This window comes from Nocardia altamirensis NBRC 108246, from assembly GCF_001612685.1.
Taxonomy (GTDB): domain Bacteria; phylum Actinomycetota; class Actinomycetes; order Mycobacteriales; family Mycobacteriaceae; genus Nocardia; species Nocardia altamirensis.
This window is the reverse complement of the sequence record NZ_BDAY01000052.1, coordinates 17,661-36,307: the sequence shown is the minus strand read 5'-3', so window position 1 is coordinate 36,307 and position 18,647 is coordinate 17,661. Positions and strand designations below refer to the sequence as shown.

Annotated in this window: 17 protein-coding genes; 9 read left to right on the top strand and 8 right to left on the bottom strand. The window is 65.7% G+C overall.

What is annotated here, in order from left to right:
• Positions 1-265 precede the first annotated feature (265 nt).
• The 6 genes from NA11_RS26420 to NA11_RS26395 all read left to right on the top strand — a co-directional run bounded on the left by NA11_RS26420 (position 266) and on the right by NA11_RS26395 (position 5,498).
• Positions 266-1,216 (top strand): ABC transporter ATP-binding protein, encoded by a 951-nt coding sequence (locus NA11_RS26420; protein ID WP_069164745.1) that lies wholly within the window; start codon positions 266-268, stop codon positions 1,214-1,216.
• Complete coding sequence (locus NA11_RS26415; RefSeq protein WP_069164704.1) at positions 1,213-2,028, top strand: ABC transporter permease; 816 nt, start codon at positions 1,213-1,215, stop codon at positions 2,026-2,028. Before NA11_RS26420 ends, NA11_RS26415 begins: the two co-directional genes overlap by 4 nt.
• Positions 1,968-3,167, top strand: a complete 1,200-nt coding sequence (locus NA11_RS26410; RefSeq protein ID WP_245746180.1) for a sensor histidine kinase — start codon at positions 1,968-1,970, stop codon at positions 3,165-3,167. The genes NA11_RS26415 and NA11_RS26410 overlap by 61 nt, the downstream gene beginning before the upstream one ends.
• Complete coding sequence (locus tag NA11_RS26405) at positions 3,164-3,784, top strand: response regulator transcription factor (RefSeq protein ID WP_069164702.1); 621 nt, start codon at positions 3,164-3,166, stop codon at positions 3,782-3,784. Before NA11_RS26410 ends, NA11_RS26405 begins: the two co-directional genes overlap by 4 nt.
• A 91-nt stretch (positions 3,785-3,875) precedes the next feature.
• Positions 3,876-4,790 (top strand): cation diffusion facilitator family transporter, encoded by a 915-nt coding sequence (locus NA11_RS26400; RefSeq protein WP_069164701.1) that lies wholly within the window; start codon positions 3,876-3,878, stop codon positions 4,788-4,790.
• 273 nt (positions 4,791-5,063) lie between these two features.
• On the top strand, positions 5,064-5,498 hold the full coding sequence (locus tag NA11_RS26395) for a hypothetical protein (RefSeq protein ID WP_069164700.1): 435 nt from the start codon (positions 5,064-5,066) through the stop codon (positions 5,496-5,498).
• Positions 5,499-5,538: 40 nt separating this feature from the next.
• On the opposite strand, the gene groL is transcribed toward NA11_RS26395, so the two are convergent.
• From groL to NA11_RS26355, 8 genes are all read right to left on the bottom strand, one after another.
• Positions 5,539-7,188: a chaperonin GroEL gene (groL, locus tag NA11_RS26390; protein WP_069164699.1), complete on the bottom strand. Its 1,650-nt coding sequence runs from the start codon at positions 7,186-7,188 to the stop codon at positions 5,539-5,541.
• A 37-nt stretch (positions 7,189-7,225) separates the two neighbouring features.
• Positions 7,226-8,251: an NAD(P)-dependent alcohol dehydrogenase gene (locus NA11_RS26385; protein WP_069164698.1), complete on the bottom strand. Its 1,026-nt coding sequence runs from the start codon at positions 8,249-8,251 to the stop codon at positions 7,226-7,228.
• Positions 8,248-8,976 (bottom strand): iron-sulfur cluster assembly protein, encoded by a 729-nt coding sequence (locus NA11_RS26380; protein ID WP_069164697.1) that lies wholly within the window; start codon positions 8,974-8,976, stop codon positions 8,248-8,250. Before NA11_RS26380 ends, NA11_RS26385 begins: the two co-directional genes overlap by 4 nt.
• The gene (locus tag NA11_RS26375; RefSeq protein ID WP_069164696.1) at positions 8,973-9,995 is read right to left on the bottom strand and encodes an amidohydrolase family protein; all 1,023 of its coding nucleotides are present in this window, start codon (positions 9,993-9,995) and stop codon (positions 8,973-8,975) included. Before NA11_RS26375 ends, NA11_RS26380 begins: the two co-directional genes overlap by 4 nt.
• Before the next feature lie 40 nt (positions 9,996-10,035).
• The gene (gene mimD, locus NA11_RS26370) at positions 10,036-10,386 is read right to left on the bottom strand and encodes a propane 2-monooxygenase effector subunit MimD (RefSeq protein WP_069164695.1); all 351 of its coding nucleotides are present in this window, start codon (positions 10,384-10,386) and stop codon (positions 10,036-10,038) included.
• Complete coding sequence (locus NA11_RS26365) at positions 10,383-11,501, bottom strand: aromatic/alkene monooxygenase hydroxylase subunit beta (RefSeq protein WP_069164694.1); 1,119 nt, start codon at positions 11,499-11,501, stop codon at positions 10,383-10,385. Before NA11_RS26365 ends, mimD begins: the two co-directional genes overlap by 4 nt.
• 24 nt (positions 11,502-11,525) lie before the next feature.
• On the bottom strand, positions 11,526-12,578 hold the full coding sequence (locus tag NA11_RS26360; RefSeq protein ID WP_069164693.1) for a 2Fe-2S iron-sulfur cluster-binding protein: 1,053 nt from the start codon (positions 12,576-12,578) through the stop codon (positions 11,526-11,528).
• Between the two features lie 73 nt (positions 12,579-12,651).
• On the bottom strand, positions 12,652-14,301 hold the full coding sequence (locus NA11_RS26355; protein WP_069164692.1) for a ferritin family protein: 1,650 nt from the start codon (positions 14,299-14,301) through the stop codon (positions 12,652-12,654).
• 146 nt (positions 14,302-14,447) lie between these two features.
• On the opposite strand from NA11_RS26355, the gene NA11_RS26350 reads away from it, so the two are divergent.
• The 3 genes from NA11_RS26350 (at position 14,448) to NA11_RS46380 (ending at position 18,613) form a co-directional block, all read left to right on the top strand.
• Positions 14,448-16,208 (top strand): sigma-54-dependent Fis family transcriptional regulator, encoded by a 1,761-nt coding sequence (locus NA11_RS26350; RefSeq protein WP_069164691.1) that lies wholly within the window; start codon positions 14,448-14,450, stop codon positions 16,206-16,208.
• Positions 16,209-16,470: 262 nt separating this feature from the next.
• Positions 16,471-17,397, top strand: a complete 927-nt coding sequence (locus NA11_RS26345; RefSeq protein WP_069164690.1) for a DMT family transporter — start codon at positions 16,471-16,473, stop codon at positions 17,395-17,397.
• A 184-nt stretch (positions 17,398-17,581) separates the two neighbouring features.
• Entirely contained in the window at positions 17,582-18,613 is a 1,032-nt protein-coding gene (locus NA11_RS46380) for a hypothetical protein (RefSeq protein ID WP_218023379.1), read from the top strand.
• Positions 18,614-18,647: the final 34 nt, after the last annotated feature.

Below are 18,647 nucleotides of genomic sequence, written 5' to 3'. Positions count from 1 at the left end.
CAGCCGAGCGCGGTGCGCCGCCACTGTGATCTAGATCATGGTTTGCCGATTAGTTCCGACTGGAACCGGTTTGCTACGTTGCTACTCCTGGCTCGGCTGCGGTCATCGGTGGGGACCAACGGTCGCAGCCGAGCCCAGGGCGCTCCGGCAGTGCGTGAGTGGCTCGACCGATGACATTTGTCATCGCGAAATCATGGGTATGTCATCGCGATTCGGTGACTGCGCGTACTACTGGCCGACCCCGGTGGCCGCGATCGTAGAACGCATGAACAGGATTGGCGATGTCATCACCGCCCACGGTCTACGCCGGACCTACGGGCACGGCAAGGACGCGTTCGAGGCGGTCAAAGGAGTAGACCTCTGGGTCGTCGAGGGGGAGGTCTTCGCACTGCTCGGCACGAACGGTGCAGGCAAGACCTCGACGCTCGACATGCTCGAAGGGCTGGCAGCCCCTTCGTCGGGCGCCGTCGAGGTTTTCGGCCTCGACCCGCGACGGGACCGCGAGCAGGTCAGGGCGCAGGTCGGCATCATGTTGCAGTCGGGTGGACTGCCCGCCGAGTTGACCGTGCGCGAGACACTCGAGATGTGGCGGGGGACTTGCACGAATCCGACAACCGCCGACATCGTCCTCGAACAGGTCGATCTGGTCGATCGCGCGGACGTCCGAGTCGGTTCGCTGTCGGGCGGTGAGCAGCGTCGTGTCGACATGGCATGCGCGCTGCTCGGCCAGCCCCGGTTGCTGTTCCTCGATGAGCCGACCACCGGGCTGGATCCCGAAAGCCGCCGCGGCACTTGGCGATTGCTCGCCGACCTGAAGGCGTCCGGCGTCACCATGGTGCTGACGACGCACTATCTGGACGAGGCCGAGGCGCTGGCCGACCGGATCGCCATCATGCACAAGGGCGAGATCGTGCGCACGGGCACACTGCGCGAAATCGTCGACGACCATCCGGCGCGGATCGTCTTCGACCATCCAGGACTGCCGCTGCCGCACCTGCGCGACGCCAACATCGATGCGCAGGCTCGCGTCACGGTCAGCACCTATGACCTGCAAGGGCATCTGTTCGCACTGCTCGACTGGGCGCGCGAACACGGCGTGCTGTTGAGCGGGCTCGAAGCGCGCGCCGCTTCCCTCGAGTCGGTGTTCCTCGACATCGCCAGCGAATCGGCCGACGCGTCGGCGGCCACCAAGGAACTGATCGGAGCAAGTCGATGACCACGACCGCGGCACCCGCCACCCGCTTCCACCGCCGCCCGCTCGCCGCATTGGCCAAGGCGGAATGGCTCCAATTCCGGCGCAACAAGACGCTGGTCTATATGGCGACGTTGTTCCCCGTCGGCATACCGGTTGCCGTCCATGTCATCGCGATGCGCCAGGCGGCGCCGACAACGGCAACGGCGGCAGTGACTTTCGAGCTGCTCGCCCTGCTCGCGTTGTTGTTCGTGCAGTACTACTCGGTGCTGTCGATGGTCACCACGCGCCGCAGCGAAGGGGTCTTGAAGCGGCTGCGCACCGGCGAGGCCGCCGACTGGCAGATCCAGCTCGCGCCCGCCGTTCCCGGTGCCGTGGTGACGCTGGCCTGCACCGTCGTGGTCACCGCGGTGGTCTACGGCACGGGGACGCCTGCCCCGGTGAACCCCCTCGCGATCGTGCTCGCACTTGTCGGCGGTGTCGTGCTGTTCTCCCTGCTCGCTCTCGCCACCAGCGCGGTCACCAAGAACGCCGAGGCCGCGCAGATCACCTCGCTTCCGGTGATGACGATCGCGATGCTCGGCCTCGCGTCCATCCGCAAGGTGCTGCCTGATCGGTTGGCCGATCTGGCCGACTGGACCCCGTTCGCGGCAGTGTCCGACCTGATGTCGCTCGGCGCGTCCGGCAAGCTGGCGACCAGCTCCACCGCAGATGCGGCGCTCGACTTCGCGGGCACCTGCACCGAACTCGGCCGACCGTTTGCCACACTGGCGATATGGACAGTCCTGGCGCTCGCGCTGACCCGCACGAGTTTCCGCTGGGACGACCGGGGTTGAGCCGCCTGACCTCGTGGTGGCGCGGGCTGTCGGGTCCGGCCAAGTTCCGGCTCTACACCCGATACACCTTGCAGGCCGGAGTCGTCGCGGTGATCGCTGTCATGGCGATCACCGCGCATTCGCCGTGGTCGGTGTTCGGGATCGTGGTCGCCGGGATCGCGGGTTTCGTGGCAGTCGAGGCCCAACCCGACTTCGCCGTGTCGTCGGGTCTGGTGTCGCGGCGGTGGGCACTCCCTGCCGCCGTCGGGATGCTGACCGCGGTGTGGCTCGCCTACGCGGTGGTCGCCCGAGTCGCGGCGAGCAAGTCGACCGTCGACGAAGCGCGGCTGGTCGGCATCTATACCGCGGTGCTCGCCGTGTTCACGGTCGTGCCGTTCATCCGGCACAAGTGGTGGATCGTGCTCGGCCTCAGCCTGATCACCGGCCTCGCCTTCGGCACGACGCTGCGCGGGGGCATCGGCACCGCGGTGGTCACCTTCGTTTCCGGAAGTTTCGTCGTCGCAACGACATTGCTCACGCTGTGGGGATTGCGGGTCGTCGAGGAGCTGGACCGGGCGAAGGCCGTCGAAGCCGAATTGCAGGTAGCCGAGGAACGATTGCGCTTCGCGCGGGACCTGCACGACGTCGTCGGCCGCGGGTTTTCCGCGATCGCGGTGAAAAGCGAACTCGCGGCGATGCTTTCGCGATCCGGCGACGCCGAGCGCGCGGCCGCGGAGATGACCGAGGTGAAGGCGCTCGCCGTCGAGTCGATGGGGCAGATGCGCACACTGGTTCGCGGCTATCGCGGTATCGACCTGACCGCCGAGGTGGCCGGTGCGCGGTCGCTGCTCTCGGCGGTGGGCTGCCGGCTCGTGCTCGAAGGGGACCCGGCCAAGGTGCCGGCACGATTTCACGAGGTCGCCGCCTGGGTGGTGCGCGAGGGCACGACGAATATCGTCGAGCACTCGTCGGCGACCACGGCGACGCTCGCGCTCGGCGATGCCGGGATGTCCCTGCGCAACGACGGTCCGCACGGCACGCCGGGCGAACGTTCCGGGCTCCGCGGACTGGCCGAGCGGCTCGCGGCCATCGGCGCAACCCTCGACGTGCTCGCGTCGCCCGAGCAGTTCATCCTCGAAATTCGTTGGGAGAAGAAATGATTCCGGTGTTTCTCGCCGACGATGAAACGCTCGTCCGCGCCGCCATGGCGACCATGCTCGGTCTGGAAGCCGACATCGAGGTGGTCGACCATGTCGGCTCCGGCGAGGAACTCCTCGCCGCGTGGCGGCGGCACCGCGACAGCGGTGGGCCTGCCGCGGTGGCGGTGATCGATCTGCAGATGCCCGGCATCGACGGCATCGAGACCGCCGTCGAACTGCAGCAACTCACCCCCGGCGCGGGCACTTTGATCGTCACCAGCCACGGCAGGCCCGGCTACCTCAAACGCGCACTCGCCGCGGGCGTGCGCGGTTTCGTCCCGAAGACGACCTCGGCCGCCACCCTCGCCGAGGTGATCCGCACGGTCAACGGCGGTGGTCGCTACGTCGACCCCGAGCTGGCTGCGGAAGCGATCAGCGCGGGCGACACCGTCCTCACCGCCCGCGAAGCCGATGTCCTCGAATACGCCCTCGACGGCGCGTCCGTCGAGGACATCGCGCGCCGCGCGCATCTTTCACCGGGCACCACCCGCAACTACCTGTCGTCCGCGATGGCCAAACTAGGTGTCGCCAACCGCTACGAGGCGGCACTCAAAGCCCGCGACAAGGGCTGGATCTGAGTGGATTCGTGCAGGCCGTCGCACGTGCCGACGTGACGCACGGAACCGTGCTGCGTCACTGAGCAGGAAAGCGCAGGTAGCGTTGGCGTCCATGTCCTCTGGTGGCAGCAGTACGACCGCGATCTTGGCCGCGCTCGCGGCCAATGCCGGTATCACCCTCGCCAAGTTCGTCGGCGCGGCGCTGACCGGGTCGTCGTCGATGCTGGCCGAGGCGATGCACTCGCTGGCCGATACCGCCAACGAAGGGCTGCTGCTGGTCGGCAAGCGCCGCGCCGCGCACCCGCCGGACACAAAGCATCAGTTCGGGTACGGCCGCAACCGCTACTTCTATTCGTTCGTCGTCGCGCTGGTGCTGTTCACCATGGGTTCGCTGTTCGCCGTCCTCGAGGGTGTCGACAAGATCCGTCACCCGGAGGAGCTCAGCTCACCCGTCGTCGCGATCGTCATCGTGGTGATCGCCATGGTTTTGGAGACCTTCAGCCTGCTTACCGCCCGGCGAGAATCCCAGCCGCTCAAAGGGCGCGGCAGTTGGTGGCATTTCATTCGCGCCTCGCGCAATCCCGAACTGCCGGTGGTGCTGCTGGAAGACACCGGCGCGCTGATCGGTCTCGGCTTCGCGTTCAGCGGCGTCGGGTTGACGGTGCTGACCGGCGACGCGCGCTGGGACGGCGTCGGCACTGTGGCCATCGGCATCCTCCTCGGCGCCATCGCCATCATCCTCATCGTGGAGATGAAAAGCCTGCTCATCGGCGAGGGCGCCACCTCCGCCGAAGACCTCGCGATCCGCGCCAACCTTGTCGACGGCACCATCATCGATCGCGTAATCCATTTGCGCACCGAATATCTCGCCCCTGACGAACTCCTCATTGCCGCCAAGGTTTCCGTCCGCCCCGGCCTCACCATCGACGCGGTCGCTGCCGCCATCGATGCCGCCGAGGCCCGCGTCCGCGCCGCCGTCCCCAGCACCGACGTCATCTACCTCGAACCCGACCTCGATCGCGCCTGAGCGCGCCAAGTTATAAGCCTGCCTTCGTTATTGAAAATCTGCCCTTGCGAATGTGCTGTGATTTTCGTTCGGACGACCAATATTGGCGGCGGAATATTGAGACTTCATCCAAAGTATCGGGTAAGGGCGCGTTCGGAAGGGAACGGATTCACCGCTGTGTAGGAGCGCTTACAGTTCTGTTTGTGGCCGGTTGATTGCCTTAAGCTCTCGAATCCAAGAGAGTTCGATGGAAAGTAGTCGATGGGTAAGCACCGCGCACCACGAAAGCCAGACATGGCAACGCGGGTGACGATGATCTCGACAGCCGCGTTGTTCACCACTCTTATCGCCGTCAACCATGACGCGTTGCCGGGTGGCGAGCCGACACCGAATCACCTCAGCACGCCTTCGGGAACATCCGGCGGCCTGTTCGCATTACCGCCGCCGGCCAGTTCGACGCCGGACATACCGGACTCGGTCGAGAGCCGAACCCGTGCTGAGGACGAAAAAGCGGCTGTCGACCCGGTCCCGGAAACTCCGCCGGTCGCCGCCGCGCCGCGGACGAGTTCGACAGAGCCGGTCGATACCGCCAAGCCGCAGCCCGACCATCACCGCACCCTCACCGCCACCCTGATCTCGGGCATCCTGCACGGCTGGGGCTGGCTGGCCCACGCCCTCGAATACCTTATCGCGCACATGATGTCGGCAATAGAATCGCGCGAGGTATGAGGTCGGCGGCGCGCGTTGCGAGCACCTCATTATCGAACGGTCAGTAGATGTTGGAGGGGCGAACCAGGCCCTCGGCGAGGTCGCCGAAGCCGGGCGCGATGATTGAGCCCGGGTTCACCATGATCTCCTCGACGATCAGGGTTTCCGTGGTCAGCAGCAGTGCGGCGATGGAGGCTGCGCTGCGCAGTGCCGAGCGGGTCACCTTCAGCGGATCGATGACGCCCGCGTCGAACATGTCGACGTACGCGTCGGTGAGCGCGTTGAAGCCTTGTCCGACAGGCAGTTTCGTGACCTGCGCGACGGCTTCGTCGCCGTCGTAGCCGGCATTGACCGCGATCCAGCGCAGCGGCTCCTCGACCGCACGCCGGACGATGTCGCGGCCCTCGGCGGCGTCTCCGGTGAGCTCGAGCAGGTCCAGGGTCGGTTGTGCCTGCAGCAGCGCGGTGCCGCCGCCCGCGACCACGCCCTCCTCCATCGCGGCCCTGGTGGCCGACAACGAGTCCTCCACCCGGTGCAGCTTCTCCTTGAGCTCCACATCGGTGGCCGCACCGACGCGCACCACGGCCACCGAGCCGGACAGCCGGGCGATGCGCAGCTTCAGGTTGTCCTGATCGTGCTCGTTGTCGGTGCGGGCGAGTTCCCGCCCGAGCTGGGCGATGCGCGCCGTCGCGTCCGCGGGCGCGCCCGCGCCGTCGACGAGCGTCGTCCCGCGTTCGGTCACGGTCACCTTGCGCGCGCGACCGAGATGTTCGATGCGCACATTCTCCAGTGCCACACCGGAATCGGCGCTCACCACGGTGCCGCCGAGCAGCGCGGCCAGGTCCTCCAACTCGGCGACGCGGCGATGCCCGAAGCCGGGTGCGCGCACGACCACCGATCGGAACGTGTCGTGCACGTTGTTGGTCACCAGCATGCTCAATGCGGGCCCGTCCATGTTTTCGCAGAGGATCACCAGCGGCCGTTTGGTGCGCTGCACCTGCTCCAGCACCGGCATCAACGTCTGCACGGTGGTGATCTTCTGGTTGGTCAGCAGGACGTAGGCGTCGTCGAGGACGGCCTCCATGCGATCCTTGTCCGTCACGAAATACGGTGAGAGATAACCGTGGTCGAACTCGATGCCGTCGATGTAGTCGAGCGAGAGCCCGAGCTGCGGCGACTCTTCCACGCTCACCACACCGTGTACCCCGACCTTGGACAGCGCGGCGGCGATCACGTCGCCGATCTCGGTGTCGTTGTTCGCCGACAGCATCGCGACGTGCCGGAGCTCCGCCTCCGCGGTGACCGGACGGCTGCGCGCGCGCAGCACCTCGACCACCGCGTCGGCGGCCCGTTCGATACCGCGTTTCAGCTGAATCGGATTCGCGCCTGCCTCGACGGCGCGTAAACCCTCGCGCACCATCGCCTGGGCGAGCACGGTCGCGGTCGTCGTGCCGTCGCCCGCCACCCCGTTGGTCTTGGTCGCCACCTCCTTCACCAGCTGAGCGCCCATGTTGGCGAACGGATCTCGCAGCTGGATCTGATTCGCGATGGTGACGCCGTCGTTGGTGATGGTCGGCGCCCCGGTCAGCTTCTCCAGGACCGCGTTGCGGCCCTTGGGACCGAGCGTCACCTTCACCGCGTCGGCGACGGCGTTCACCCCCTGTTCGAGCAGCCCCCTGGCATTCGCGCCGAAGCGCAGTTCTTTGGCCATGTCGCACGCACCTTTGCCAATGAATCGAAGTGTGTTGTTACGGAACGAGAATCGCCCGGCCGCGGACTCTGCCCTGGTCGAGATCGCTCAGCGCGGTCGCGAAGTCGTGCAGCGGGTAGCGCGAGGTGTGCAGCCGCACCCGGTCTTGCGCGGCGAGCACCATCAGCTCGGCAAGGTCGTTGTAGGAGCCGACCAGGTTGCCGATGAAATTGATTTCGGTGGAGATGATGTCGATGGTCGGCACCGAGAGCACGCCGCCGTAGCCGATGACGTAGTAGTTGCCCGCGCGCCGCAGCATCGCGACACCGGCCTCGACGGCACCGCCCTCGCCGACGAAATCGATCACCGCTTCGGCGCCGTTGCCGCCGGTGAGCTCGAGGACGGCGGCGGCCTCGTTGCCGTCCGCCTGGATGGTGTGGTGCGCACCGAGCTCACCGGCGAGCGCCAGCGCCTCCAGCGAGCGGTCGACCACGATCATCTCCGCGGCCGAGAGCGCGGCGAACACCTGAATTCCGATATGCCCAAGGCCGCCTGCGCCAATCAGCACCGCCTTGTCGCCGGGACGCAGCGCGCGAGCCGCTTTGGCGACGGCGTGGTAGGCGGTCAGACCCGCATCGGCCAGCGCGGCGACGTCGGCAGGGACCAGCGACCGATCGAGCTTCACCACCGCGCGCGCGTTGGTCCGCAGATACTCGGCGTAGCCGCCGTTGGTGTCGATGCCGGGGAATTGCGAACTGGCGCAATGGACATCGTCACCGGCCCGGCAGGCACGGCACAGCCCACAGGTCATCAGCGGATGCAGGATCACCGGGTCGCCGACCTGCAGCCCGGTCACTGCGGGCCCCAATGCCTCGATCCAGCCCGCGTTCTCGTGCCCGATCGTGTACGGCAGTGCCACGCCGGTCTTCTGCTCCCATTGGCCCTCGATGATGTGCAGGTCGGTGCGGCACACACCGGCGCCGCCGATCTTCACGATCACGTCGAGCGGCGACTCGATCACCGGGTCGGGGACCTGGACCAGTTCTGGCTTCGAGTCGTAGGCGGCCAGTTGTACGGCCCTCATTGCGCTGCTCCGTTCTCATAGGTTGTGGTGCTTGTGGTTTCGCCGTAGCGCGTTTCGAGCAGGCCGCGGCAGAAGTGTGCGTTGCCCTCGATGCTGACCCGGACCGCGCGGGCGTAGCGCAACCGGATCGCCAGCTCACCGGACTGCAATGGCGTGCCCCGCTCGTCGACGAGCAGCATTGCGTCCGAGTCGTTCCCGAGGCCGATCGCCGCGCGCCTGCGTGCCAGCGACGTCCGCGGCATCCCGTCGGGGACGTCGGCGAGCGTCAGCTGCAATGGATTCGTCATGCGGCCCGCCACAGACAGTCGACGGACCACCCGCTCGAGCGCCGCCAGATAGGCCTTGCACTGGAACGTCGTCCGCAGCTCGTCCAGCTCGCGGGTCGCCTCACCGGGAAAGCTCCCGGTGAATCCCGACCCGTGCGCGACACCGGCATTGATCTGCTCGGCCGCGAAGTGATCCGCCAATTCCACGGTCACCGCGGTGATATCGGGCACGGCGGCGACCGCATCGTGCGCATCCGCGACCATCAGGTACGCGAAATTCGGTGCGCAGAAATAGGCGGGCAGCCGCAACCGGACGTGCACCGCGCCGTCGTCGGCGATCCTGACCTCGGTGACGAACCGCAGCGTCGTGATCGGCTCGTCGAGTTCCGGGTCACGCACGGAGTCGAGCGCGGCCCACACACCGGCGGCGATCGTCTCCGGCCGGGTCGCCGTGGTCATGCCGGTACCGCGCTCGGCGCCGAATGCCCGTCCGTCGCGGGCAGCGCCTCGCCCGGCACCGAAAAGCCGTACAGTCTGGCCAGATTGAGCCCGAGGATCTTCTTCTTCACCTCGGTCGTCAGCGTGCCGTATTCGGACTGCATGTCCTCCGGGATCTGGAAGTCGACGAACTTCTCGATCAGCCAGGCGGGCTTCCAGATCGCGTAGTCGCTGGCGAAGGTGATCCGGTTCTCGTCGAGCCAGTACAGCAGCTCGCCGATGATCTGCGCGAAATAGCGCGGCCTGGTGTGGATGAACGGCATGGCGACCGCGAGCCCGCCGTAGACGTTCGGTTCCTGGGTCGCGATCCAGCAGAAGTCCTCGAGCCTGGGGAGACCGACGTGCTCGATGATGAAGTTCAGATTCGGGAAGGCGGTCGCGACATCGTCGACGTCGGCGACATCGAAGGCGTCGCGGTTGAGCGGGTAGATGGTGGGGCCCTTGTGGATATGGATATTGCGGATCCCGAGTGCCTCGCACTTCTCCAGGTACCGGTAGCTCCACGGATCGGTCAGCTTGTAGCCCTTGGATTCGCCCTTCCATTCGGCGGTGTAGAGCTTGACGCCCTGGAGATTCCAGCGCTGCTGCAGCGCCTCCAGTCGGTCGAGGCCCGCCTCGCCGTCACGCGGATCCCACGACCCGTTGGTGATCAGCTTGTCCGGATGTTTCTCCGCAAGTGCACCATTGCGCTCGGTGGTGTTGAATCCGTCGATGTAGAAGTCGGTCAGGTAGGTCGGCTGGAAGATCCCCTTGTCGACGTAGCCGACCTCGAACAGGTCGTGCATCAGGTCGGCCTCGGTGTACTTGCCGAACTTGTCCAGCGTCCACACCTCGTCGGCGGGTGACAGATTCCGGTGATAGTCGTAGAAGCACTCGGTGAATCCCTTGCCGTACCGGTTCTTCTGATTGCTGGGTCCGCCGTCCCAGAAGTGGATGTGGCCGTCGACGATGAAGTACTTCTCGCCATCCTTCTCGTACATGTGGTGCTCCGTTGTCGTTCTTGCGGGCTGAGTATCTTTGTTACGGAACGGGTTTGAGGTCGAAGCCGATGTACTCGGCCGCGTCCTCCGGGTTGGCGAACAACATGGTCCGGTCGTCGAAATGCACCATCCGCCCGTAGTGGGTGGACATGATCTCCTCGAAATCGGACAGTCCGAACGGCGCGCCGAGCGCGTCGGTGATCTCGGCGAAGTCGAACGTCAGCACCTTGTGGCCGTCGACCCGGATCATCGACGGGTACTCGATGATGTCGACGCCGTCCTTGTCGGCCATCACGTCGGCGACGACGTAGCCGTTCTGGTTGTTCATCAGGGTGACGCCGCACATGTTCGACGATCCGACGCCGGTGCCGAATTCCATTGCAGTACTCATCGGTTCAGCTCCTCGGGCTGGTCGATATCCAGGTCGGCGAGCGCGCTGCGCAGGCCTTCCTTGGCGGCTTCGAACGATTGGACGAAGGGGATGGTGCGTTCCTGCGGATGCGACCAGATCGGCTGCAGTTGACGCGCGGCGGTCACGCTCAGCGGCACCCACTTCGCCAGCCAGCCGGCGAGCACGACACGATTGTCGGTGCCGTGGGTCTCATCGCGGGTCAGCAACGAGAACAGCGCGCGGGTGTAGCCGAGGTCGCGGTTGTAGTCGTTCTCGCCGGACCCGACCAGGGCGGGCGTGACGTAGTCGCCGTTGCGTGCCGAGATCTGCATGATCAGGTGGCTGCGGAACAGGACGCCGACGAGCTGTTCGAAGACGATGTTCGTGGCGAACAGCGCCTCGGCCCAATCACCTGCGGCGGTGAGCATTTCGACGTTGCGCCGCACGCCCTGCCAGACCGGATCGGTGTGCCACACCGCGCGGTGCGCGGAACCGTCGAAGCCGCTGATGGATTCGCTGAGATCCAGGTTGTACAGCGCGAGATCCTGCGCGAAACGCAGCTTGTGCGCGCTGTTCACCGCGACGGCATTGTTGATCATGTTGGTCGGCGCCGACCGCTGCGCCGCCGTGAACACGTGCAGGCCGAGGCCGTGCTCGGCGTGCATCCAGGCGCCGAGATCGCGCTCGATGAACGTCGCCCACGCCGGTGACCACGACGCGTACGCGTCGGCGAGCTTCGCGTTGTCCAGGTTCTGCTGGATCTGGCGCACCACGTTGGCGTTGTTGCGGTAGATCGTCTGTTCCCACTCCTCGTTCGGGTCGCGGAACCTGTGCCAGTCACTGGATTTCAGCGCGGTCCACTCCTGCGGGTAGCCGCCGGGCCCGTCGCCGAAGCCGTAGATCCAGCCCTGGCTCAGATGCCGGGCCGGGTCGGGCTGCACATCGAAGGTCACGTCCTCGTATGTCGTCGCGCGCAATTTGGCGGGCTTGAAATAGTTGTAGGAGCGGCTCGTCGAACTGGGGAACTCCAGGGCTCCTGCCTCGGCGTCGGTGAATACCGGCTTGGGGAAACTGCGCCCTGGCTTCGCCGCTGGGTCAGCGGTGGGTGCACTCATTGTGAGGTCTCTCTTTCTCTGGAATCAGGTCTGCGGAATCGTCGTGGTGAACTTGTCGAAGTGGATGCGTTCCCTGGCAACGCCTTTGCCGTCGAGCAGCGCCAGCGCGGCATCGACCATCGGCGGCGGCCCGCACAGGTAGATCTCGGCCTCGGACAGGTCGGGTTCGCGCCGGTCGACCACATCGGTGACGAAGCCGAAATCGCCATCGGCGACGCCGATCTCGGCCCAGTCCGCCGTCGTCTGCTCCGACAGTGCGGGGAGGAAGACGAATCCGGGCAGCGTGCTGCCGAGTTCGCGGATCTCGTCGACGTAGAACAGATCCGCGGCGGTGCGCGCGCCGTAGTAGTAGTGCACCCTTCTGCTGCTGCCGATTTCGACGAGATGACGGAGCAGGGACAGGATCGGTGCCATCCCGGCCCCGCCGCCGATGCAGACGATGTCGCGCTCGGAATCCTTCTTGAGGGTGAAGGACCCGTACGGCCCGCGCAGCCGCAACTCGTCGCCGATCCCGAGCCCGCCGCCGAGCAGGCCCGAAAAGCGGCCGCCCGGATAGCGTTTGATGAGGAACTGCACCCGGGCGGACTCGGTCGGCGTGGTCGCCATGGAGAACGACCGATGTTCCTCGGTGCCCGGGATGAGCACATCCGAATACTGACCCGGCTTGAAGACGTAGGCCGCAGGCTCGATCAGCTCGACCTCCAGCGACACGATGTCGTGGGTCAGGTGGGTCAATCCGATGATCCTGGTGCGCAACTGTTGCAGCGGAACGGCATTGCGCAGTTCGTCCTCGTCGAAATTGATCAGCTCGATCTCGCAGTCGCTGTAGGCATGCGACTTGCACAGCAGCACATACCCTTCCTCGCTCTCGTAGTCGGCGAGTGCGAAGGTCGAATAGCGATCCATCTGGATATCGCCGTCGAGCAGGAACGACTTGCATGCCGAGCATTGCCCCTCGCGGCAGCCGTGCATCAGCGAAACGCCTTGGCGGAATGCCGCATCGAGGATCGTCTCGTCCTCGGCCGCCTCGATCTCCAGTTCGACCGGCTCGAACCGGATGCGATGGGTGTCACCCACGGGTGCTCCTCGGATGGAGCCCGGCGACGGCCTGTGCGTGCGGACACGCCGTCACCGAGCGCTCGTGACCGCCTCAGGCGACCTTGGCGGGACGACCGGCCGGACCACCCGCGGTGTAGGCCGCGACATGGGCAGTGCGCTCCTCGTCGGACATCTCGTTCAGCAGGATGTTCGGGCTCTGGAACGTGATGCCGCGCAGGTCGTCCAGCGTCCACAGCTTCTTCGGATCGTCGAGATCCAGATGTGGCTGGGGGATGAGCGTCTTGCCGTCGTCGCGGACGTAGCCGAGATGCGCGACGATGTCGGCGAGATCCTGGTTGTGGTGCAGGGTCTCCCATTCGCGATGACCGGTGAGCCGGCCCATGTTCGGCGTCGGCCTGCCCTCGTACTCGGGTCGGAAGGCCTTGATATCGGTCCAGGCGCAGGTCTCCGAACAGTAGGTGCGCCACTGCCCGTCGACCTTCTCGGTGACCATGTCTTCGCGAATCAGCGCGGGCACCATGCAGGTCCAGCAGCGATGCGGATACTGGTAGTCGACGTCCTCGAACGCGATCGGCTTGTTACGGCCCGGGTAGCGCAGGCGGTTGTAGTTCTCCCACCACTTCCCGTACTTGTTGTACCAACCCGGGTACTTCTCCTCGAACCACGCGAAGTCCTGGTCGGTCATCGGGTCGATGCGCCAGTAGTTCACCGGCCAGCCGGTGGCGAAGAACTGCGCGACCTCGTGCACGTAACCCTTGTTGACGATCCGGTTCCACGCCTCTTCGACCAGATCGTGCGGAATCTTCAGGCCGTATTTCTCCAGCGGAATGAGATAGCTGCGGTAGTAGTCGTCGTAGATCCAGCGGCGCCACATCTCGGCGTAGCTGTCGCGATCCTTGCGCCGATCCTTGGTGCCGTACTCGATGAACGTCCCGATGGCGGCATCGACCACGCAGTGGTTGTTCCACCAGGCGTAGCGCAGGTCGCGCTCGAGCAGCTGCCGGTTGTCCTCGTCGGCGAGCGCCATCAGCAGAATCGAGTAGCCGTTGGAGATGTGCCTGGATTCATCGGACTGCACCGAATGGAACACCGTCGGCAGCAGGTAATCGCCATTTGCTGCTGCTTCGGACGGCATCGCGACGAAAAGCGTGTTGGTGAAGGCGGTTTCGGCGACCACAGTGAGGTAGATGTTCGCCGCGGTGATCGCGTCACCGGTGATGAAACCCTCGCCGAACTGGCGGCCGATGGTGCCCGCGTAGTTGTTGGCGAACGCCATCTCGCTGATATCGAACCCGGCGGGATCGATGTAGTGGTTCATGTAGAGGCGCTTGAGGTTCATCTGGATCGTCGAGTGCCTGACCTCGTCGATCATCTGCACCGCGAGACCGTTGTGGATCTCCGGATTCGGCACGGCGTCGATGGCCATCGGCATCGCGCGGGCCGCCGAGATCTCCGGGAACGGGATGATCGACAGGAACAGTTTCTGCCATTCCATCCAGCGCTGCTGTACTTGACGGAACATGTTGCCGCGTATTGCGCCGTCCATCGCGCCGAATACGCGGTTGTCCTTCTCCTCTTCCATCGGGAAGTAGGAGCGCAGGATCTGCTTGAGCGGATCCTTCTTCGGTGCCTTGTCGAAGGTGTAATCGGTGCCGAACCGGGTGGCCGGCGTCGCAAAGGTTGGCTCCCACGACAATTCGGTGATCTTCTGATGCGCCTTGCTGAGGCTTTGCCTGCTCAACGTATTCCTCCTGAGGTGCCGGGCTTAGCACTGACCTGTGACCCATGACACAGCAGTGCCGGTACGCTGGATGTCTCGAGTTGAGACGCGTCGCAGATTGAGACGCGGTTACCGTGACGTAAGAAGCCGGTATCGAGGTGAGCACAATGACGGATCCGGACGCTGCCGTCGTCCATGCGCAGCAGGCGCGAGAACTGTTTCTCAGTGCGGGCTCGCTCGATTCCGTTCCGGTGCGCGACACGGTGCTCGACTCGTGGCGCCGGGCGCGCGCACTGCGCATCCATCCGGATCGGGTGGAATTGCCGTATGTGCGGGGTCCGAATCTCGATTCGCCGCTCACCAATGCGGCGGCGCCCGTGCTGCAACGGCTCGCCAATGATCTTGCGTCCCAAACGATCAGCGTCATCCTGACGTCGTCGGACGGGCTCGTGCTCGAGCGGTTCGCCTCCGATCCCTCGATCATGCGGGCACTCGACCGCGTTCAGCTCGCGCCTGGGTACAGCTATGCCGAACATTTCGTCGGCACCAACGGGATCGGCACCACGCTGGAGACCGCGCGTCCCACGTTCATCCGCGGCGGCGAGCACTATCTCGGCACGCTCGGCGGGCTGGCGTGCGCCGGTTCACCGATCCGGCATCCGTTGACGAGATCCGTGCTCGGCGTCATCGACTTGACCTGCTGGGCAAGCCGTTCCGATCCGTTGCTGTTCACCCTCGCCAAGAGCGCGAGCAGCCAGATCGAAGATCGGCTCAGTGCGCTGGCCAGTGAGAGCGAGACCGCGCTGCTGGAAACCTATCTGCGCCAATGCCGCCGGTATCCCCTCGGCGTGCTCGCCATCGGCGGCAACGTGGTGTTGATGAACGAGTACCTGCGCCATGCGCTCGACGCGCACGACCAGGTTGCCCTGCTCGAGCACTCGCAGGATCTGACCGGACCCGGCTCGGTGGGCACCCTCGTGGTCGTGCTGCCGAGCGGCCACACGGCGAAAGTCACGGCGGTCGAGCGTATTTCGGTGCGCGGGAGCAAGAGCGTGGTCCTGCACGTCCAGGTGCCTACCGATCGCGCCAGTCGTCGCCCGATCGCACACGCCACCCTCCCGATCCCCGGCGTCGCCGGGCACAGCAGCTCCTGGCGGCGCAGCTGTCAACAGGTCGAGCGGTGCTGTCGCGATCGCGAGTGGGTGGTGCTCGACGGTGAAAAGGGCTCTGGACGCGCAAGACTCGCCAAAGCGGTGGCCGAGCACGTCAATGCGGGCAAACTTGTTCGGCTGCTACGGATCAGAGACTTCGCCGATGCCGAGCAGTTGCTTGCCGCGCTGAGCGCCGAGACCGTCGGCAACGATTTCAACATCGTGATCGCGGGCATGGATCGGCTGCCGACCGATGTGATCGAGCCGCTGGCCGAGATCCTGCAGGCCTGCGCGGGCCGCGGTTGGATTGCGGCGACCATGAATTCGGCCATCCACGCCGCCGCCGTCGACGCGCTCGTGCTGCCCTTCTTCACGCACACTGTCGGCGTGCCCGCGCTTCGGCACCGGATCGAGGACCTCGACGACCTCGTCCCGTTCCTGCTCCGCGAATTGACCAGGGGCGCCGACGTCCGCCTCGCCCCCGACGCGATGCGCCAACTCGCCAAGCTGCCATGGCCGGGCAACGTCGCCCAACTCCGCCGAGTCCTCGCCGAAACAGTCGCCCGCCAACGCTCCGGCATCATCCAGCTCGACAAACTGCCGCCACAATGCCGTTCCCTCACCCGCCGCAAACTGAGCCAGATCGAGGCACTGGAACGCGATGCCATCGTGCGCAGCCTGCAGGACAACGACGGCAACAAGGCCGAAGCCGCTGCGGCCCTCGGCATGTCCCGCGCCACCATCTACCGCAAAATCAAAGACTTCGGCATAGCCTGAATATTCCTACCCGGCACTGCTTCTAGGCACTTTCGCGACCTCGAGTCGATAGTTGAGGCGGCACGTTCGGTAAATCGCCGACAGTGTCGCCTTTATCGCTCGAACCGCCGGCACAGATCGCGGTTGTCGAGGACCACAGCTCAACCACGTAGACCGGCGGTCGACGGCATCGGGTAGGTACCGGTCACGGGTGTTTTGCTTGGCGAACGTTATCGTCGAGTGTGATCAAAAAAGTGTGGGTTCTCTTCGTTGGGTCGATCGGATGCTGATCGGGCTGTTTGCGGCGTTGCTCGCGTGCCTGGGGTATGGCGTGGGGTCGGTGTTGCAGGCGTATGCGGCGCGGCGGTCGGCGGCTGCGGCGCAGGAGCGCGGCGAGGGCGGGCAGTTGACGGAAACCGGCGCTCCCACAGTCGCTTCCACGGTTGCGGCGGTGCTGACGGTCGCGTTCATCGTCGGCAGCGTGCTCGATGTTGTCGGGTTTGTCGGCAATGCGGTGTCCGCGCGGTTGATCCCGCTGTTCCTGTCGCAGACGATCATGAGTGCGAACCTGATCGTCACCGCGGTTCTCGGCATCTTCGTGCTCGGCATCCGCCTGCACCTGCGCGACTGGGTCGCGATCTGCTCGGTGGTTCTCGCGCTCGCTGCCCTCGGCGGCGCCGCGGGACACGAAGGCGGCGGCAGCGATGATCCCGTCCTGCACTGGAGTGTGCTGGTCGCCTCGCTGCTGCTGTTCGGGGTCAGCCAACTCGTCGTCCGACGCCTCGGATCCAGGGGCGCGGTGGCCGCGGGTCTGGCGGCCGGCATGCTGTTCGGCGCGCTGGCGATCGCGGTGCGCATCGTCCAAGGCATCGATCCGCTCGACGTGCCGACGCTGCTCGCCGATCCCGCCGCATGGACCATCGCTATTGCCGGTATCGGCGGCTTCTACTTGCATACCGTTGCGCTGCAACTCGGTTCGGTGAACGGTGCTACTGCGGCACTGGTCGTCGGCGAAACGGTCATTCCGGGAATAATCGGCGTCCTTGTCCTCGGTGACACCTCGCGACCTGGCCTGGAATGGCTTGCGATTCTTGGCTTCTTCCTTGCTATTGCCGGGGCGGTAGCGGTTGCGGTATTCGGCAATCTGCCGCACTCGGAGGACGAATCCACGACAGATAAGCCCGATCCCGTCGCGGTCGGCGGCCAATAGCAGAGATCTGCCATACCCTGCGGACGGTGACAGTGGGACTGCTCACGTCCCGGTCCCGGGAACGAGCGTAGCGGCCCGTACGGCTTATAACGTTGAGAAGTCGAAACGGTAACGATGCGAGCAGATCGGGATGATGAGCGAAGAGCAGAAAGGCACTTCGGAGAAATCGGAAAAAAAGGACGGCATGAAACCGTCGCAGGTCGGCGCGGCAGCGCTGGCGGCGGTCACTGCGGCCTTTCTTGGATCGACGCTTGGGGTGGCGGGCACCGTCGCGGGTGCCGGGATTGCCAGTGTGGTGTCCACGGTCGGCGGCGAGTTCTACCTGCGCTCGTTCCGCAGGACGAAGGACGCTGCGCTGGCACTGGCGGATTCGACCACCCGGCAGCAGACCGAGCTGACCCAGCCGCCGCCGCAGACACCCGAACAGCGCACGGCCGATTACCATCCGGCCGCACCAGGCCGGGCCGGGCGTAGGAACGACAGGCTGCCAGGACCCGGTGCCGGGCACCAACCACCGTGGGGACAGCGGCCGCCAACGAACACCATGCCGCCGAACTCCATGCCGTCCACGAACCGCATTCCGCCGCACACCATCCCGCCAGGAGGCGGCGCCGGACGGTTCGTCGACGCGGACCGTACCGTGGTGATCCCTCAGGTGAATCGCCAGTTGCCGGTTGGCGACAGCGGTAGCCGCGCAGCGCAGCAACGCCGCGGATACAACCTGCGGTGGCCGCTGATCATCGGCACCAGCGTGGCGGCGTTCCTCATCGCGATCCTGGCGATCACTGGCTTCGAGGGCGCTACCGGGAAGTCGATCTCGGGCAACGAGGTCGCCAACGTCGGCCACTGGTGGACCAACGACGGCAGCGGTCAACCCGACAATCCCCCGACGGGCGAGGACGACGGGACCGTGCAGCCCAGCCAGAGCCAGGTGCCGACTACCACCTCGCAGAACGGCAGCAGCACAACGAAATCGCCGACGTCGACCAGTTCGACTCCATCGACGAGTGTGCCGAAACAATCGACGAGTGTGCCGTCGTCGTCGGCAGGCACGCTGACGCCGTCGGCACCATCGACGAATGCACCGGAGGCGTCGAAAACGCCGCGGACCCAGAACTCCCCGCCGAGCAACAGCAACAACACTCCGGGCAACGGCAACACTCCGGGCACCGGGACTCAACGCTCCGGCTCAGGTGGGGGCGCCGGGGACAACTAGATCGAACGTCTGCATCCGCTGCGCCAGGAGCCGC

Excerpts from the sequence above, each read along its gene's own strand:
- NA11_RS26365 (WP_069164694.1), bottom strand. The coding sequence starts at position 11,501 with ATGAGTGCACCCACCGCTGACCCAGCGGCGAAGCCAGGGCGCAGTTTC.
- groL (WP_069164699.1), bottom strand. The coding sequence starts at position 7,188 with ATGGCCAAAGAACTGCGCTTCGGCGCGAATGCCAGGGGGCTGCTCGAA.
- NA11_RS26395 (WP_069164700.1), top strand. The coding sequence starts at position 5,064 with ATGGCAACGCGGGTGACGATGATCTCGACAGCCGCGTTGTTCACCACT.
- mimD (WP_069164695.1), bottom strand. The coding sequence starts at position 10,386 with ATGAGTACTGCAATGGAATTCGGCACCGGCGTCGGATCGTCGAACATG.
- NA11_RS26405 (WP_069164702.1), top strand. The coding sequence starts at position 3,164 with ATGATTCCGGTGTTTCTCGCCGACGATGAAACGCTCGTCCGCGCCGCC.
- NA11_RS26345 (WP_069164690.1), top strand. The coding sequence starts at position 16,471 with ATGCTGATCGGGCTGTTTGCGGCGTTGCTCGCGTGCCTGGGGTATGGC.
- NA11_RS26400 (WP_069164701.1), top strand. The coding sequence starts at position 3,876 with ATGTCCTCTGGTGGCAGCAGTACGACCGCGATCTTGGCCGCGCTCGCG.
- NA11_RS46380 (WP_218023379.1), top strand. The coding sequence starts at position 17,582 with ATGAAACCGTCGCAGGTCGGCGCGGCAGCGCTGGCGGCGGTCACTGCG.
- NA11_RS26410 (WP_245746180.1), top strand. The coding sequence starts at position 1,968 with ATGGACAGTCCTGGCGCTCGCGCTGACCCGCACGAGTTTCCGCTGGGA.
- NA11_RS26415 (WP_069164704.1), top strand. The coding sequence starts at position 1,213 with ATGACCACGACCGCGGCACCCGCCACCCGCTTCCACCGCCGCCCGCTC.
- NA11_RS26375 (WP_069164696.1), bottom strand. The coding sequence starts at position 9,995 with ATGTACGAGAAGGATGGCGAGAAGTACTTCATCGTCGACGGCCACATC.
- NA11_RS26350 (WP_069164691.1), top strand. The coding sequence starts at position 14,448 with ATGACGGATCCGGACGCTGCCGTCGTCCATGCGCAGCAGGCGCGAGAA.
- NA11_RS26385 (WP_069164698.1), bottom strand. The coding sequence starts at position 8,251 with ATGAGGGCCGTACAACTGGCCGCCTACGACTCGAAGCCAGAACTGGTC.
- NA11_RS26380 (WP_069164697.1), bottom strand. The coding sequence starts at position 8,976 with ATGACCACGGCGACCCGGCCGGAGACGATCGCCGCCGGTGTGTGGGCC.
- NA11_RS26420 (WP_069164745.1), top strand. The coding sequence starts at position 266 with ATGAACAGGATTGGCGATGTCATCACCGCCCACGGTCTACGCCGGACC.